Raw genomic sequence first — 16,101 nt, 5'->3', positions numbered from 1 at the left:
GTGTCCAACGTCGTTGCCGACCATCTCGTCTTGCTTGACCACTTGCGCAGCATCCTGGTCGCCGTGGGTGAGGCCGAACAGGTTCCCGAAGAAAGCCATGCCTTGTTCCTGGAGCGCTTCGATGAATTGCGTGCGTTGCTGCCGGTCGACCCGATCGAAAGCCAATACCTGGGCCAGGACATTCTCTGTCAGGTAATCACCCGCTACCCGCAAATTGCTCACCTGGTTCCGCGCGACCTGCTGTGGTACTTCGCCGGTGACTGCCTGCATTACATGCCCGATGATGAAATCGATCTGTATCAGGCGCTGGAAGAACGTCGCTTCGAAGCGGAACAGAACGACGAACCGTTTGACTGGAACCAGGAAAAGCAGCTGCTGGCTTTGTCGAAGGACGACAGCAAGCACTGATTTGCGATTGGTAATGCAAAAGGCCCGCATGGTTGAACATGCGGGCCTTTTTTTGTGCGATCAAAACAAGCCGTCACTCTCGGGCAGCTCATACTCCGATACGCCCATCACCAGACTGCTCGACTTACCGGGCTTGCCCAACGTCGGCTCCTTCTCCAGACACTCCACCAAGTAATCAATCAATACCCGTATTTTGGGAGGCAGGTACCGAGTGGGCGAATGCAGCAACCAGGCCCCGCCGTGGTATGAGGCCAGAAAGGTCCAGTCGGGCAGCACTTGCACCATCAACCCCTTCTCCAAGGCCCGCCGCGCCGTGAAATACGGCAGGCTGCCAATGCCGATGTGCTGCAATACCGCTCCAAACCGCACGCCAGTATGATTGGCGGCATATCGCCCGCGCACACCGACAGTCACCGATTTGTTGCCTTTCTTGAATTTCCAGCGCGCATCGCTTGGGGTTTCACCCAGGTAGATACAACTGTGATTGAGCAAGTCATGGGGGTGTGTCGGCGTTCCGTGTTCGGCCAAATATTGCGGTGTCGCACAGAGCAAATGGTCAATCGTCAGCAACTGCCGCCCCACCAGCCCCGAAGGTGGCCGATCGGTGATGCGAATCGCCAGGTCGACGTGATCATCGATCAAATCTACCTGTCGATCTTCAAGCATCAGTTCGACATCCACTTTGGGATAGCGGCGTAAAAACTCCGGCATGTGCGGGTGAATCACAATTCTTCCCACCGCTTTTGGCACGCTCAGACGCACCAACCCTTCGGCTTCGTCAGTGAACTGACCGCTGATTTCCATCACCGACTTTGCAGCGCTGACCATGTCCTGGCAACGCTTGAACACTTCTTCGCCGCCGTCGCTCAAGCGCAACTTGCGCGTGGTTCGCTCCAGCAGGCGGGTCGCGAGAGCCTTTTCCAGACGTGAAATACTGCGACTGACCGCCGAAGGCGATGAGCCCAATTGGCGAGCTGCTTCGGAGAAACTGCCCGTCTCGACAACCTTGACGAAAATGGCCATTTCACCAAGTAATGGCAATGGAAGATTTATGCTCACAACGCAACAGTCCTTTGATGTTTTAGCGGATTATCACGCTATTCGACGCTCAATATAATAAAAAATAGAAATTTGATGACGAGTATGGGACATGACGCTTCGCCTCTTTTTCCATAGTGATGACCTCAAGGCCAGTGTGGAAGTCCTGGATTGCGTGCCCCACGAACACGAATTTGCCGTGGTGCTGCGCGCCACGCTCTTCCACCCCCAAGGCGGCGGACAGCCGTTTGATACCGGCTGGATTGGCGAAAGCCAAGTACTGCGCGTCGCCCAGGATCCTGTCCGAATCATTCATTTCGTCGACAAACCGGTAAAACCGGGCATGACCCAAATCCGCGTTGACAGTGAGCGTCGCCAATTCAATACACGCATGCACACTGCCGGGCACCTGATCGGTCACTTCGTCCAGGCCAAGGGCTGGATGCCGATCAAGGCGCATCACTGGCCGGGCGAAGGGCGGGTGCAGTTCAAAGCGCTGGAAAGTGCACAGGACGTCGACACCCAAACCGTTCAACTCGGTATTGAACAGTGGATTGCCGAGGATTTTCCGCGCCTGACGTCATTGCGCGAAGGCGCCCGGGAAATCGGTTTCGGTGCACTGCCCGCCTACGGCTGCGGCGGCACCCATGTACGTAGCCTGAAGGAATTGGGCACGGTCACGATCGCCTCCCTTTCATTGAAGAAGGGAACGCTGTCAGTCCACTACACCGTGGACTGAGCATTTGGGCGATGACGGCACCGTCATCACCTGACGCCGGGGGGAGCCTGCGCTCGCGGGTTCTGTTGACTATCTGATAGATGGACCTAAGACATGATGCTTGACGTCGAGCGTCTCGATGAGACGTGCATAAAAAAACTGGCCAATGAAGAAGTCCTCGCCATCCGTGTCAAAGGCTTGCTGCCCCGGCCGCTGGCGATTCAGATTGGCGACAAGATCCTCGCCCCCGGTTTTGAAGGCTATATCAATGCGCCAAGCATCGGCCGCATTGGCATGGCGTTTTATGAAGCGGAAAACCAGCCGCTGCTGATCGAGGACTACTTCGAACGCGCCACCCGCAACATTGCGGAATTGCGTAACCGGTGCGCGCCCTATTCGTCCCCGGTCGACACCCTGCGCTGCATGCTCGACGAATCCTGGCCGGCAGGCGCGCACCTGGAGAACCTCTACGGTCGCAAGATGTATGTCGGCCTGTCGCGGGTGGTGAAACCGGGGGTGTGCTTCCTCGCCCACCACGACATTTTCGCCAAGGACGCCCCGGACAGTTACCAGGCCAGAAGCCTGGAAGCACAGTTCGCCTGCAACGTGTACCTGAACATGCCGACCGAGGGCGGCGCGCTGCAAATGTGGGACGACGACATTTCGCCGGATCAGTTCGACGAAATGCGCGGCGACAGCTACGGCATCGACCCGGCCTTGCTTGGCCCTCCGACCTTGGAGATACGCCCCGAGCCGGGTGATTTCATCATGTTCAATTCGCGGTGCATGCACTCGGTGACACCGGGCGTGGCGGATCCGCGATTGAGCCTTTCATTCTTTGTCGGCTACCGCGGCAATGCTTCCCCCCTCACCTTCTGGAGTTGAAATGCTTTCGAATTACTTGGGCGAGTTCCTGGCGCTGGCAACCATTCACTTCCTGGCCGTGGTCGCACCCGGGCCGGACTTTGCCGTGACCATCCGCCAGAGCGTGCGTTTCGGCCGGTTGGTAGGCATCTGCACGGCACTGGGTATCGGCGCGGGAATTTCCGTGCACGTGCTATACACCCTGCTCGGGGTCGGCGCCCTGATGCATACAACGCCGTGGCTGTTGACCGTGGCCAAAGTCGTGGGCGGCGCCTACATTTTTTACCTCGGGATCAGCTTGCTACGCAGCAAACCAAAATCCACGCTTGAGGGCGATAAAGCCCCAGACGAGCCCGTCGTCGAACAAACGCTGCTGAAGGCCTTCACCACCGGGTTTCTGACCAACGCGACCAACCCCAAGGCGACGCTGTTTTTCCTGGCGATTTTCACCACCATCATCAGCGCCACAACACCGCTGAACATCCAGGCGCTGTATGGGGTATGGATGTGTTTTGTGAATGCGGTGTGGTTTGTGATCGTCGCGCTGTTCTTTTCCAGCACCCGGGTGCGCGTGCTGTTCATGCGCATGGGGCATTGGTTTGAACGGACGATGGGGGTGATTCTGATCCTGTTCGCCGGGCGCCTGATTCTGTCGATGTAAAACCTGCGCCCACGCAAAAGGCCCGCCGAGTCTGACTCGCGGGCCTTTTTCATATCTGCGTCGCTTTTGCATTTCTGTGCGACAGATCCCACTTAGAGTCTCCCCTTTCACGCCTACGTGATGTTAGGTTGGAAATGTTTCTGACCAATCGATCAGACACTTCCCACAAACTGCCTGCAAAGGAATGCCTTTCACAATGGACTTCTCACTTAAGCATCTGGCCGCGTCGACCTTGATTCTGGCCAGCCTTTCGTCGTTTACCGTAGCCGCGCAAACCAACATCAGCGCGCAACAGAGCGCGACCATTCTCAAGAACTTCAGCGACGCCTCCGCCACGGATTTCAGGCAGTTCCTGGCAGGCGTGGCCAAAAGCGACCTGGCCAAAACCGCCGACCTCGGCCCGGCCATCAGCGCTTTCCAGGACAACAAGACGCTTACCCCTGAACAGCAGAATGAGATCCATCGTCTGCTGGGACTCTATGCACGGGTGAAATACGGCGCCGCGGCCACCGAGACCTTGCGTGAATTGGTGGCAATCCCGACCTTCCAGGTAGAGGGCGTTGCTCAGCACGACAACCCTGAATTCATCAAGATCGCCGATAAAATCAAAAGCCTTGCCCAGTCCTTCAATCTGAATTTTCGCAACATCGATAACCGCGTCTATGAAATTTCCCTCGAGGGCAGCGGCGATGAAGTAGTGGGTATTCACGCGCATGCCGACGTGGTGCCGGTGACGCCAGAGAATTGGGTCCTGAAAGACGGCACCCGACTGGATCCGTTCAAGGTCACCCTGATTGGCGACCGCATGTATGGCCGGGGCACCGAGGACGACAAGAACGGTATCGTCGTGGCCCTGTACGCCATGAAGGTGATCAAGGAAGAGAAGCTGCCGCTGGCGAGGAACTTCAAGCTGCTGATCGACACCACCGAAGAAACCACCGGGGACGCCATCCCCTATTACTTCGAACACAACCCGACGCCCAACTACAACCTGGCGCTGGACGGCGGCTACCCGGTGGTCATCGCCGAAAAAGGCTACGGCACCGTGATGGCCAACTTTGCCCGGCGCAACGGCGAAGGCCAGGGCGCAGAAATCACCTCGATGACCGGCGGCCTGGCCACCAATCAGATTCCGTCGGCTTCGGTCGCCACATTAGTGACTGACAGGCCTGCCGAACTGGCCGCCAGCCTGCAAAAGGCTGGTAGCGAGTACGCCAAGCGCAATGGTGGAAACTTCGAGGTAAGCGCCAACGTCGTCGACAAGGACGTCAAGCTCACGGTGACCGGCGTTTCCGCCCACTCCTCCGAGCCAGAGTCTGGCGTCAACCCGGTCGCCAGGATGCTGGACTTCATCAACAGCCTCGACGGAAAAGTCGCGCTCAAGCACAACCACATCACCGACGCCGCCCGCTACGCTGCCGACAACTGGGGGCTGGATTACTTGGGCGGGAAATTGGGTGTCGGTTTTGCCGATGACTTCATGGGGCCGCTGACGACGTCTCTGACCTTTGTCGGGATGGATGACACAACCTTCAAGCTGGCGGTCAACCTGCGCGTGCCGAAGGGCAAGTCCCCGGAAGCCCTCAAGGCCGAAATCGCCGAAAAAATTGGCACCTGGAGCAAGAAGAGCCATGTAGCGGCAACGTTCGACTATTCCGTCGCCGAGCCGATGTACCGCAATCCTGAGGGTGAGTGGGTCAAGGCCTTGCTGGCCGTGGCCAGCGAAAACCTGAGCATGGAACACAAGTACGGCACTTCTGCCGGCGCCACGTCGGTGCATGAACTGCCCAATGGTGTGCAATTCGGTCTGGCACGGCCAGAAGTGAAATACACCGGTCACACGGATAACGAGTTCAAGACGGTCGACCAGTTCCTGCTGGACCTGCAGATCGTGACCGAAATGATGGGGCGCATCGGGCAGTTGCCGAAGCTCTGATCGCCTCTTGGACCCGCCCTGCAGGCGGGTCCAAACCTCGCCACATTTTTCTCAGGGCAGGTCGATTACTGAACTAATCGGCATTTCCTGAAGAAGGTTGTTTCTGTTGCGCCATAAAAAACGCACAAACAAAAACGCCGCTCATTGCTGAGCGGCGTTTTTGTTAAATATGGAGCGGGAAACGAGACTCGAACTCGCGACCCCGACCTTGGCAAGGTCGTGCTCTACCAACTGAGCTATTCCCGCAAATGGCGTCCCCTAGGGGACTCGAACCCCTGTTACCGCCGTGAAAGGGCGGTGTCCTAGGCCACTAGACGAAGGGGACACGCTAACTGAAACACATGGTGTGTATTTCAGTGCCCAAATCCGTATCCGAAGATATCGGTTCTGGTTTCACTCAACGCCGCCCGAAAGCAACGCTGCTTAAAAATGGAGCGGGAAACGAGACTCGAACTCGCGACCCCGACCTTGGCAAGGTCGTGCTCTACCAACTGAGCTATTCCCGCATTGGCGTCCCCTAGGGGACTCGAACCCCTGTTACCGCCGTGAAAGGGCGGTGTCCTAGGCCACTAGACGAAGGGGACACACGTACAACATTCACTCCCTACCGCGTTTCGCTGTGTGCTTTACGCTGTAAGTGGCGCGCATTCTATGGATGGATTGAGGGGTCGTCAACCCCCAGATATAAATTTATTTAAATCAATGACTTCGCCCTGCTTTCAGACCCGTTTGGGGCTTTTCCGCAGACTGACCCCCAACGCCTATATTCTGGCCCCCTTCAAGACGCTATAGTCCATGCCATCAAGATGATGGCGATATGGAGCATCTTCGCCACCATTTATATAAGCAGAGCAACGGCCGATACATTGATAGCCATAGCTGATTCAAGTCGTCGAGCGGCCTATGCGCCCCAATGGCAAGCCACTACACTCGAGCGCAAACCCTATAAAGAGGTCTTACCGGTGACACCACTCATGATCACCCTGCTAGTTGTAGCCGGGATCGCACTATTGATCGCCATTGGCTACATGAACCATGTGGTGGAAAACAACAAGCTGGAAAAGGCCCGTACCAAGGTTGAGCTCAACGACCGCCTGCGTCGCTGCGGCGAGATCACCGAAACCTTTCCCGGCCAGTTGATGACACCGGCGCTCAAGCTGCTGTTGACCCGCCTGGAGCTCAACGTCTGCCAGCGCCTGCTCAACCTGGAAAAGACCAGCGCCAACCTCAGGGCGCGGATCACCGAACTGGAGGCCCTTGCCGCCCAGGGCGAGTCGATCCCGGTCAACAACCCGCCAGCACCGATCCAGACCGAAGCCAAGGCCAAGGACGTACGCTTCCTGCTGGAGGCCCTGCATGGCCAGATCACCCGTGCCGCACAGGACGGTTTCCTGCCGCCCAACGAAGCCAAGCGCTGGATCCGCGAAGTCCGCCATATTCTGGTGCTGCTGCACATCGAGTTCTTCAACAACCTTGGCCAGCATTGCTTGCAACAGAACCAGCCGGGTCAGGCGCGCCTGGCGTTCGAACGTGGCGTGCAGTACCTGCGTAAACAGCAAGAGCCGCAGGTCTATGCCGAGCAATTGGAATACCTGGAGAAACTCCTGGCTCGCGCCAACGCCATGGTGATGGACAACATCGCTGCCGTTGAGGGTGAGGCCAACCAGTTGAACGTAGGCCTCAAACAAGTCGACGCCGATGCCGACTGGAAAAAGAAAGTGATCTACGACTGATTTGCGAGAATAGAAAAGCCACCTGCGAAGGTGGCTTTTTTTTGGGTTGGATTGGATGGGGAGTACAGTCGGGAAAGATGGGTTGGCTGTCAGGCCGTCATCGCGAGCAGGCTCGTTCCCACAAGGCTCCCACAGTGATCACAGGGCTCTTCAGAGCCGGAAGTGCCCCACCATCCCTTTCAGTTCAAGCCCGAGCTGAGCCAGCTCAATGCTGGACGCCGCGTTGCCCTGCATCGCCAGTGACGACTGATCCGCGCTCGCGCGAATGCTCGTGACGCTGCGATTGATTTCCTCGGCCACCGAACTCTGCTCCTCGGCTGCCGCGGCAATCTGCTGGTTCATCTGCTGGATCAACGACACCGCTGCCGCAATACTCCCCAGCGCACTCTCGGTCTGCAACGCATCGCTGACGGCGAGTTTCACCAGTTCGCCGCTGTTCTGAATCTGCTGCACCGACGATTGAGCGGCCGAGCGCAAGGCACTGACCAGTCGCTCGATCTCCTCGGTCGATTGCTGGGTACGCTTGGCGAGCGCCCGAACCTCGTCGGCCACCACGGCAAACCCCCTGCCCTGCTCGCCTGCCCGCGCAGCTTCGATCGCTGCGTTGAGCGCCAACAGGTTAGTCTGTTCGGCAACACTTTTGATCACGCTGAGCACTGTGCCAATGTTCTGGATCTCTGCGCTCAGGCTTTCGATGCTGGAACTGGCCGACGTCGCCGAATCCGCCAGTTGCTCGATGCGTGCCATGCTCTGGCGCACCACTTGCTGACCGCTTTCGACTTTGCCATCCGCGGTCTGTGCGGCCTGGGCCGCCTCTTCGGCATTGCGCGCCACGTCGTGCACCGTCGCGGTCATCTGATTCATCGCCGTGGCGACCTGCTCGGTTTCTTCTTTCTGACTGCTGACTTCCAGGTTGGTCTGCTCGGTCACCGCCGACAGTGAATGCGCTGAACTGGCCAATTGCTCGATACCGGCCTGCAAGCCACTGACGATGCTGCTGAGTCCGGCGCCCATCTGCTGCATCGCCTGCATCAACTGGCCGATCTCGTCACGACGGGTCACCTCAACCGTCGCACTCAAATCACCCGCGGCAATTTGCTGGGCCACCAGAATCACACTGCGCAGCGGTGCCACGATCAACCGGGTGATCACCCACGCCGCCACCAGCCCGACCAGCAACGCCAGGCCTGAGGAGCCGATGATCAGCAACGAGTTCTTTTTCAGCTCGGCCTGCATCGACTGGTCTTCGGCGACATAGGCTTGATCCACCCGCTCCACCACTTGCGCGGCGCGCTGATGCAACTGTTCGTAGACGGTTTTCTCCTGGGCCAGCAGGCCGGTGTATTCCGTCAGTTTTTCGCTGAAACTGCCGATGTGACCGCTCACTTCATTGAGGACCGTCTGATAGCCCTCATCCTTGACCGTGGTTTTCAGCTGTTCGGCCTGGGTCAACGCCTGGTCCGCCTGCTCGATCTTGCCCTGGCCTGCGCTGTCGTCACCCTTGCGGCTCTGGTCCAGACGCACGCGCGCCTCGTTCATGGCCTGCAACATCAACCGCGAGACCTGGCTGACCTGACTGGCCTGCTCAAGGAATTGCCCACCATCCTTACCCTCGGATTGCTTCAAGGTATAGGCGCCATCATCGGCCAGGCCGGCTTGCAGCACATCAAGGTTATTGGCCACGCTGGACACCGACCAACTGGCCATTTCCAGCGCCAGGTCCTTGGCCTGACTCAGCGAGACAAACTCATCGAATGCCTTGCGATAAGCCCCCAGCGACTGCTCGACGTCATTCATCACCGGCACGTTAGCCGCGGACGCTGCCTTGAGCTGGGTCGCCAGAGCGATCAGTCCATCAACGCCCTCGTGCAGGGCATCGGCGGTTTTCGGGTTGCCGTGCAAGGCGTACTCCTGCTCAAGCAGACGCACCTTGAGCAACCCGCTATTGAGTGACGACATCTGCTTGAGCCCATCGAAGCGATGACTGATGGTTTGCAGGGACCATACGCCGATGGCTGCCACCAGCGCGGTCAGCAGCAGCACCAGGACAAACCCGACACCCATTTTTTTTGCCATACCGAGGTTGGCAAAACGTCCTTGCACGGCCGAAATCATTGCACTTAGTCCCCTGACATAGTCTGTTGACGCAGATTCGCAACGGGCCTGTGCCAGCACAAGTCTCTGGCGTCGGAATAATGGCAAAAAGCTACGCCCGCGTCGTTTTCAGAACGCTTGAGGTCGATTCAGAGTGGTGGCCTGAAAAAATGCCCGGGCACGAGGATCACAGGCGCAAGCCACGTTGATGCGCTGCCAGTCCGTGGCCTCACCACCGGGATTGAATGCAGTGGCGGAAGACAACATCACACCGAAGCGTCGGGCCTGCGTGCGCACCTGAGCGTAGTCGGACATTCGTGATCGTGCCCAGATGAACAGTCCGCCCACCGGCTTGCCGAAAACCTCCCAATCGGCATCTTCGAGTATCTGCAAGGCAGCCTCTCTGTCGGTGTTCAATCGCTGGCGCTGACGCTGGACCAATTTGCGATACGCGCCGCTGGCCAAGAGGCAAGCCAGCACCGATTCGCAGAATCTTGAAGCGCCCATGCTGCTGGTCATCTTGACCTCGGCCAGTCGCGAAACAACCGCGACACTGGCGACGACAAAGCCGACGCGCAATGAACTGCTGAGGGTTTTAGAATAGCTACCGACGTAGATGACGTTGTCGTCGATCCCCAGCGCCGCGAGCCGAGTGCCGGGGCCGCGGTGCAAATCGGCAAAGACGTCATCTTCGATGACCAGCACACCATGGTCTCGGGTCAGTTGCAGCACCTGCTGCGCCACGGCGGGTGCCAGGCTGCTGCCGGTCGGGTTGTGGTAGAAGCTATTGATGAACAGCGCACGGGGCCGGTACTTCAGCAACAACGCTTCAAGCGCCTGCGTATCAGGCCCGCGGGGGGTACGTGGCACCTCGATCATCGTCACGTCGTTCAGCCTGAGCAAATCGAACAACAGCGAATACCCCGGGCTTTCCACCACCACGCAATCCCCCGGTTTAAGCAACGTACGCACGATCAGATCCAGCCCGTGGGTCGCCCCGGTGGTGGTCAGTATCCGTCGTTCATCCACTTCGATGTCGAGTGGCTGCAGACGCTTGAGGATCTGCTCTCGCAAGGCTGGCAACCCCAGTGGCGTGCTGTAGCTGAACAAAGCAGCCATGTCGGTGCGGCTCACCTGGCGAATGGCGTAGCTCAAATCGTCGGTTTCACGCCAGCTTTCGGGCAGGCTGCCACAGCCCAGTTGAAGTTTGCCCGTCACGCAATCCTGCGCTACGTCCACCCCTTCCAACCAGGGACAACCCGGTCCCTGCGCAGGATGGGCAACTATGAAACCGGAGCCCTGACGCGGCGCCAGCATGCCTTGTGCGACCAGACGCTCACAGGCTTCGACGACGCTGGATTGACTAAGCAGATTGACCCGTGCAATTTGCCGCGCTGAAGGCAGACGCGTCCCCGGCAGCACCCCGTCCTGACGGAGCCAGTCGGCCAACCCGTCGACGATTTGCTGCACGACTGGCACCAATGCCCGTCGATCGATTCTCAATTCCATGAGCAAGCAAACTCCTGTCCGTTTTGCGGGAAACAGTTAATCACAGGAGCGCTGGAGGAGATGTGCGACAACGCCGCCAAAACCCTCGGTTCTAACCCTTTGAAACACATTGATCAGCCCCGTCACGGAACTGTAAAAAAGCCCGCAGAGGTGCGGGCTTTTTCCTACATTGCAGCGCCTGATCTCAAAACGCGGTAACGCCACCATCCACCGCCAGCGAATGACCGGTGGTGAACGCCGCGCCGTCGCTGCACAAGTACAACACCGCGCTGGCGATCTCCTCCACCTTGCCGATGCGACCCACCGGGTGCATGGCGTTGGCAAACTCGCCTTTCTTCGGGTCTGCTTCATAGGCACGACGGAACATGTCAGTGTCGATCACCGCCGGGCAGACCGCATTCACGCGAATCTTTTTCTTCGCATATTCGATGGCCGCCGACTTGGTCAGGCCGATGACCGCATGTTTGGACGCCGCGTAAATGCTCATCTTCGGCGCAGCCCCCAGGCCTGCCACCGAAGCGGTGTTGACGATCGCACCGCCGCCCTGGGCCAACAACAAAGGCAACTGATACTTCATGCACAGCCAGACACCCTTGACGTTGACGCCCATGATCGCCTCGAACTCATCCAGTGTGCCGTCGGCGAGTTTGCCTTTCTCGATCTCGATGCCGGCGTTGTTGAAGGCATAGTCGAGACGGCCGTAGGTGTTGACCACCTGGTCCATCAGATTTTTTACATCGCTTTCCAGCGTGACGTTGCAACGCACGAAGGTTGCTTCGCCGCCGGCCGTACGAATCAGCGCCACGGTGCCTTCGCCGCCAGCGGTGTCCATGTCGGCCACCACCACTTTCAACCCTTCGGCCGCAAAGGCCTGGGCCGTCGCACGGCCAATACCGTTGGCAGCGCCGGTCACCACGGCGACCTGGCCGGAAAACGTCATGCTCATTGTTATGTCCTCAAGTGCGGGGGATTACGTACTTTCAGTCTAGCCACAGAGGGTCATGTCACGGCAGCACTATCAGGTGGCCGGTTGGGTGTCCATGCGTGGCAGTGATAGAACGACCGTGCCAACTATCACTGCACTGGATCGATGTGCATTCGCCGTATCAGCCAAACTTGCGGCATTGGGCCTGAAGGGCTATCAACAAGGCTTCATTCATCTTGAGTGCCTGTCATGACTACCCAGACCAATCGCCAGTTCCTGCTCGCCAAACGTCCAGTGGGTCCAGCAACCCGCGAGACTTTTACCTATCAGGAAGTACCGGTCGGAGAGCCGGCGGCAGGTCAGATTCTGGTGAAAAACGAATACCTGTCACTGGACCCGGCCATGCGCGGCTGGATGAACGAGGGCAAGTCCTACATTCCACCGGTCGGTCTGGGTGAAGTGATGCGCGCCCTGGGCGTAGGCAAAGTCGTTGCGTCGAACAACCCGGGGTTTGCGGTCGGGGACTACGTCAATGGCGCCCTGGGCGTGCAGGATTACTTCCTCGGCGAACCGCGCGGTTTCTACAAGGTTGATCCAAAACTGGCGCCGTTGCCGCGCTACTTGTCCGCCCTGGGCATGACCGGGATGACGGCCTACTTCGCCCTGCTCGATGTCGGCGCGCCGAAGGCCGGTGACACGGTGGTGTTGTCGGGCGCAGCCGGCGCAGTGGGCAGCATTGCCGGGCAGATCGCCAAGATCAAAGGCTGCCGCGTGGTCGGGATTGCTGGCGGCGCGGACAAGTGTCAGTTCCTGATCGACGAATTGGGTTTTGACGGTGCCATTGACTACAAGAACGAGGACGTCGTCGCCGGTCTTAAACGCGAATGCCCGAAAGGGGTGGACGTGTATTTCGATAACGTCGGCGGCGACATTCTCGACGCCGTGCTGAGCCGACTGAACATGAAGGCACGCGTGGTGATTTGCGGCGCGATCAGCCAGTACAACAACAAGGAAGCGGTCAAGGGCCCGGCCAACTACCTGGCGCTGTTGGTCAATCGCGCGCGCATGGAAGGTTTTGTGGTGATGGACTATGCCGCCCGGTTCGCGGCCGCCGGGCAGGAAATGGCCGGCTGGATGGCCAAGGGGCAACTCAAGAGCAAGGAAGACATTGTTGACGGACTGGAAACGTTCCCGGAGACGCTGATGAAATTGTTCAGCGGCGAGAATTTCGGGAAGTTGGTGTTGAAGGTTTAACCCATTATTTCAGACACCCCAAAACAACGATAGGAGTGAGTCTGCTCGCGATAGCGGTCTATCAGTCGACATCATCATTGACTGATACACCGCAATCGCGAGCAGGCTCACTCCTGCATTTTAATCTTCAGTGTGGGTTAGGCGAGTTCGGCGACTACGGCGGCAAGCGCTTTTGCTGGATCAGCTGCCTGGCTGATCGGACGGCCAATCACCAGATAATCGGAACCGGCGTCCAGGGCCTGGCGCGGGGTCAGGATGCGGCGTTGATCGTCTTGTGCACTGCCCGCCGGACGAATACCCGGGGTCACCAGTTGCAACGACGGGTGAGCCGACTTCAGTGCCTGGGCTTCCAGCGCCGAGCACACCAGACCGTCCATCCCGGCTTTTTCCGCCAGCGCGGCCAAGCGCAACACTTGCTCCTGTGGCTCGATGTCCAGACCGATACCGGCCAGGTCTTCACGTTCCATGCTGGTCAGCACGGTCACGCCGATCAGCAGCGGCTTGGGCCCGGTACGCTGGTCCAGCACTTCACGGCAGGCCGCCATCATGCGCAGGCCGCCGGAGCAGTGAACATTGACCATCCACACGCCCATTTCCGCCGCAGCTTTGACGGCCATGGCGGTGGTGTTCGGGATGTCGTGGAATTTCAGGTCCAGGAACACTTCAAAACCCTTGTCACGCAGGGTGCCGACGATTTCCGACGCGCAGCTGGTGAACAGTTCCTTGCCGACTTTTACCCGGCACAGCTTCGGGTCCAACTGGTCGGCCAGCTTCAGTGCGGCGTCACGGGTGGGGAAATCCAGGGCGACGATGATAGGAGTCTGGCAGACGGACATGTGAGGGCTCTCAGGCAGGACGAAATCGGCGCGCATTGTAGCGGAACCAGCGGCGCTGCGGGACCCGATGATCGGTAATTCGTCATCGGCGCTCAGGCAAGACTAGTCCTTTGGCCAATTGTGTCGAGGCCGATACACTCATGACACGCTCACAACATCCTTCATCGCTACCGTCGGCAGCCGCAACACGTCCTTACAGCACTTCCTGCCTCCGGGCTGGACGCCTATGCTGAAACCACAACCTCGCAGCCCATCTTTGTGGTTGGCAGCCTCTCTGGCAGATGAACGCACGCATGCACAACACCCAAGCCCCTTTGAACGACGATCAAAAAGCGCCCGGCGGTGACAAACGCTGGAGCATTCGCGCCCTGATCGTCGACGATGACGTCCCGATTCGCGAATTGATGATCGATTACCTCGCCCGGTTCAACATCCACGCCAGCGGTGTCACCGACGGCGCGGCAATGCGCCTGGCGCTGCAAGCCGAACATTTCGACGTGGTGGTGCTGGACCTGATGCTGCCGGGCGAAGACGGTTTGTCGTTGTGCCGCTGGCTGCGCGCCGAGTCGGACATTCCGATCCTGATGCTCACGGCCCGCTGCGAACCGACCGACCGGATCATCGGCCTGGAACTGGGCGCCGATGACTACATGGCCAAACCGTTCGAACCCCGTGAACTGGTGGCGAGGATTCAGACCATTCTGCGACGGGTGCGCGATGATCGCACCGAACAACGGGCGAACATTCGTTTCGACAATTGGCGCCTGAACAGCGTGTTGCGCCAGTTGATTGCCGCCGACGGCCTGGTGGTGCCCCTGTCCAACGCCGAGTTCCGCCTGCTCTGGGTGTTTATCGAACGTCCGCGCCGAGTGCTCAGCCGCGAGCAATTGCTGGACGCCGCCCGTGGCCGTTCGATCGAGGCCTTTGATCGCAGCATCGACCTGCTGGTCTCGCGCCTGCGCCAGAAACTCGGTGATGACCCCAAAGCCCCGCAGTTGATCAAGACCGTTCGCGGTGAGGGTTATCTGTTCGACGCCAGAGACATCGGTTGATGCGTGCGCGCTTCGATACGCTGTTCGGCCGCCTGTTCGGCGTGCTGTTGCTGGCGATCTTCCTTGCGCACCTGTTGGCCTTTGCCTGGTTTCACCATTACGGCCCGCCCCCTCCTCCACCGCCGCCGGAACTTTCCCAAGGCGTCAACGGGCAGCGCCCACCGATGGACCCACGCGTTGAAAACCGCCCGCCTCGACCATGGTTCGGCGGGCCGCTGGTGCCGCTGACCTTTCAATTGATCTCGCTGGTCATTGCGGCCTGGTATGGCGCCAAACTGCTGAGCCGACCGATCCAGCGCCTGAGTAATGCCGCCGAGCGCTTGAGCGAAAACCTCGACAGCACGCCGCTGGATGAGTCGGGGCCACGGGAAGCGCGGCAAGCGGCCTACACCTTCAACTTGATGCAGAAACGCATCATCGAACAGGTGCAGCAGCGCTCGCGGATGCTTGGCGCGGTGTCCCATGACCTGCGCACGCCGCTGTCGCGACTCAAATTGCGCCTGGAGCAGATCGACGACGAAAAGCTGCAAGGTCAGATGCGTCAGGATCTGGACGACATGATCAGCATGCTCGACACCACCCTGACGTATCTGCACGAACAGCGCACCAGCGAGGCCCGGCAATGGATGGACGTGCAGGCGTTGGTGGAATCGTTGTGTGAAAACGCCCAGGATCAGGGCGCCGATGTGCAGGCCAGCGGTCACTGCGCCCCGCTGCAAGTCCAGCCGATGGCGTTGCGTTCGTGTATCAATAATCTGCTGGATAACGCGCTGCGCTACGCGGGACAAGCGCTGATCACACTCCAAGACAGTCGCGAAACCCTGGTAATCCGGGTGATTGACCATGGCCCGGGTATTGCGGCAGATAAACGTGAGGCAGTGTTTGAGCCGTTCTTTCGCCTGGAAGGCTCACGCAACCGCAACTCCGGCGGTGTCGGCCTGGGCATGACCATCGCCCGCGAGGCTTCGGAACGACTGGGCGGGCAATTGAGCCTGGAAGAAACCCCTGGCGGTGGATTGACCGCCGTCATTCACCTACCCCGCACCTGAACTTGTGTGTACTGACCGGTACAA

14 protein-coding genes, 4 tRNA genes and 1 pseudogene are annotated in these 16,101 nt (G+C 59.0%); 9 read left to right on the top strand and 10 right to left on the bottom strand.

Annotated features, from left to right (window positions below):
• On the top strand, positions 1-408 hold the full coding sequence (locus J2X66_RS22435; RefSeq protein ID WP_310268656.1) for a PA2817 family protein: 408 nt from the start codon (positions 1-3) through the stop codon (positions 406-408).
• Between the two features lie 60 nt (positions 409-468).
• Here the strand turns inward: J2X66_RS22435 and J2X66_RS22430 are convergent, their stop codons facing one another.
• Positions 469-1,467, bottom strand: a complete 999-nt coding sequence (locus J2X66_RS22430; protein ID WP_310268652.1) for a LysR family transcriptional regulator — start codon at positions 1,465-1,467, stop codon at positions 469-471.
• Between the two features lie 91 nt (positions 1,468-1,558).
• On the opposite strand from J2X66_RS22430, the gene J2X66_RS22425 reads away from it, so the two are divergent.
• The 4 genes from J2X66_RS22425 to J2X66_RS22410 all read left to right on the top strand — a co-directional run bounded on the left by J2X66_RS22425 (position 1,559) and on the right by J2X66_RS22410 (position 5,625).
• A complete protein-coding gene (locus J2X66_RS22425; protein ID WP_310268649.1) occupies positions 1,559-2,185 on the top strand; it encodes an alanyl-tRNA editing protein in 627 nt (208 codons plus the stop codon).
• Positions 2,186-2,278: 93 nt separating this feature from the next.
• A complete protein-coding gene (locus J2X66_RS22420) occupies positions 2,279-3,049 on the top strand; it encodes a 2OG-Fe(II) oxygenase (RefSeq protein WP_310268646.1) in 771 nt (256 codons plus the stop codon).
• A 1-nt stretch (position 3,050) separates the two neighbouring features.
• Entirely contained in the window at positions 3,051-3,689 is a 639-nt protein-coding gene (locus J2X66_RS22415) for a LysE family translocator (RefSeq protein WP_310268643.1), read from the top strand.
• Between the two features lie 196 nt (positions 3,690-3,885).
• Positions 3,886-5,625, top strand: coding sequence for a dipeptidase (locus tag J2X66_RS22410; RefSeq protein ID WP_310268640.1), 1,740 nt, complete (start codon positions 3,886-3,888; stop codon positions 5,623-5,625).
• A 170-nt stretch (positions 5,626-5,795) separates the two neighbouring features.
• On the opposite strand, the gene J2X66_RS22405 is transcribed toward J2X66_RS22410, so the two are convergent.
• The 4 genes from J2X66_RS22405 to J2X66_RS22390 form a co-directional block, all read right to left on the bottom strand.
• A tRNA-Gly gene (locus J2X66_RS22405) sits at positions 5,796-5,871 on the bottom strand.
• A 3-nt stretch (positions 5,872-5,874) separates the two neighbouring features.
• Positions 5,875-5,950, bottom strand: a tRNA-Glu gene (locus J2X66_RS22400).
• Between the two features lie 105 nt (positions 5,951-6,055).
• Positions 6,056-6,131 (bottom strand) — tRNA-Gly (locus tag J2X66_RS22395).
• A gap of 2 nt (positions 6,132-6,133) precedes the next feature.
• A tRNA-Glu gene (locus J2X66_RS22390) sits at positions 6,134-6,209 on the bottom strand.
• A gap of 390 nt (positions 6,210-6,599) precedes the next feature.
• Here J2X66_RS22390 and J2X66_RS22385 point away from each other — a divergent pair.
• Positions 6,600-7,358: a hypothetical protein gene (locus tag J2X66_RS22385; RefSeq protein ID WP_405046801.1), complete on the top strand. Its 759-nt coding sequence runs from the start codon at positions 6,600-6,602 to the stop codon at positions 7,356-7,358.
• 150 nt (positions 7,359-7,508) lie between these two features.
• On the opposite strand, the gene J2X66_RS30320 is transcribed toward J2X66_RS22385, so the two are convergent.
• The 4 genes and pseudogenes from J2X66_RS30320 to J2X66_RS22370 all read right to left on the bottom strand — a co-directional run bounded on the left by J2X66_RS30320 (position 7,509) and on the right by J2X66_RS22370 (position 11,907).
• A complete protein-coding gene (locus J2X66_RS30320; protein ID WP_371258949.1) occupies positions 7,509-8,213 on the bottom strand; it encodes a methyl-accepting chemotaxis protein in 705 nt (234 codons plus the stop codon).
• 204 nt (positions 8,214-8,417) lie between these two features.
• A pseudogene (locus tag J2X66_RS30315) lies at positions 8,418-8,594 on the bottom strand (HAMP domain-containing protein); the annotation flags it as partial.
• 987 nt (positions 8,595-9,581) lie between these two features.
• Entirely contained in the window at positions 9,582-10,961 is a 1,380-nt protein-coding gene (locus tag J2X66_RS22375; protein ID WP_310268631.1) for a PLP-dependent aminotransferase family protein, read from the bottom strand.
• Positions 10,962-11,145: 184 nt separating this feature from the next.
• Positions 11,146-11,907, bottom strand: coding sequence for an SDR family oxidoreductase (locus J2X66_RS22370; RefSeq protein ID WP_310268628.1), 762 nt, complete (start codon positions 11,905-11,907; stop codon positions 11,146-11,148).
• A 228-nt stretch (positions 11,908-12,135) separates the two neighbouring features.
• Between J2X66_RS22370 and J2X66_RS22365 the strand changes: the two genes are divergently transcribed.
• Entirely contained in the window at positions 12,136-13,140 is a 1,005-nt protein-coding gene (locus J2X66_RS22365; RefSeq protein ID WP_310268626.1) for an NADP-dependent oxidoreductase, read from the top strand.
• 137 nt (positions 13,141-13,277) lie between these two features.
• Here J2X66_RS22365 and pyrF read toward each other — a convergent pair whose 3' ends face one another.
• Entirely contained in the window at positions 13,278-13,976 is a 699-nt protein-coding gene (pyrF, locus tag J2X66_RS22360; protein ID WP_027924005.1) for an orotidine-5'-phosphate decarboxylase, read from the bottom strand.
• A gap of 293 nt (positions 13,977-14,269) precedes the next feature.
• Here pyrF and J2X66_RS22355 point away from each other — a divergent pair, with 293 nt between their 5' ends.
• Together J2X66_RS22355 and J2X66_RS22350 are read left to right on the top strand one after the other, a co-directional pair.
• A complete protein-coding gene (locus J2X66_RS22355; RefSeq protein ID WP_310268621.1) occupies positions 14,270-15,028 on the top strand; it encodes a response regulator in 759 nt (252 codons plus the stop codon).
• On the top strand, positions 15,028-16,077 hold the full coding sequence (locus tag J2X66_RS22350; RefSeq protein WP_310268618.1) for a HAMP domain-containing sensor histidine kinase: 1,050 nt from the start codon (positions 15,028-15,030) through the stop codon (positions 16,075-16,077). Before J2X66_RS22355 ends, J2X66_RS22350 begins: the two co-directional genes overlap by 1 nt.
• Positions 16,078-16,101: the final 24 nt, after the last annotated feature.

The organism is Pseudomonas sp. 3296 (assembly GCF_031456615.1).
Classification (GTDB): Bacteria; Pseudomonadota; Gammaproteobacteria; order Pseudomonadales; family Pseudomonadaceae; genus Aquipseudomonas; species Aquipseudomonas mucoides.
Note: the sequence above shows the minus strand (reverse complement) of the source record. Positions and strands in the feature narration are given on the sequence as shown.

Bases quoted from the DNA above. Each gene is read 5' to 3' on its own strand.
- J2X66_RS22350 (WP_310268618.1), top strand. From the start codon at position 15,028: ATGCGTGCGCGCTTCGATACGCTGTTCGGCCGCCTGTTCGGCGTGCTG.
- J2X66_RS30320 (WP_371258949.1), bottom strand. From the start codon at position 8,213: ATGACCGCGACGGTGCACGACGTGGCGCGCAATGCCGAAGAGGCGGCC.
- J2X66_RS22410 (WP_310268640.1), top strand. From the start codon at position 3,886: ATGGACTTCTCACTTAAGCATCTGGCCGCGTCGACCTTGATTCTGGCC.
- pyrF (WP_027924005.1), bottom strand. From the start codon at position 13,976: ATGTCCGTCTGCCAGACTCCTATCATCGTCGCCCTGGATTTCCCCACC.
- J2X66_RS22355 (WP_310268621.1), top strand. From the start codon at position 14,270: ATGCACAACACCCAAGCCCCTTTGAACGACGATCAAAAAGCGCCCGGC.
- J2X66_RS22385 (WP_405046801.1), top strand. From the start codon at position 6,600: ATGATCACCCTGCTAGTTGTAGCCGGGATCGCACTATTGATCGCCATT.
- J2X66_RS22420 (WP_310268646.1), top strand. From the start codon at position 2,279: ATGATGCTTGACGTCGAGCGTCTCGATGAGACGTGCATAAAAAAACTG.
- J2X66_RS22425 (WP_310268649.1), top strand. From the start codon at position 1,559: ATGACGCTTCGCCTCTTTTTCCATAGTGATGACCTCAAGGCCAGTGTG.
- J2X66_RS22370 (WP_310268628.1), bottom strand. From the start codon at position 11,907: ATGAGCATGACGTTTTCCGGCCAGGTCGCCGTGGTGACCGGCGCTGCC.
- J2X66_RS22415 (WP_310268643.1), top strand. From the start codon at position 3,051: ATGCTTTCGAATTACTTGGGCGAGTTCCTGGCGCTGGCAACCATTCAC.
- J2X66_RS22375 (WP_310268631.1), bottom strand. From the start codon at position 10,961: ATGGAATTGAGAATCGATCGACGGGCATTGGTGCCAGTCGTGCAGCAA.
- J2X66_RS22365 (WP_310268626.1), top strand. From the start codon at position 12,136: ATGACTACCCAGACCAATCGCCAGTTCCTGCTCGCCAAACGTCCAGTG.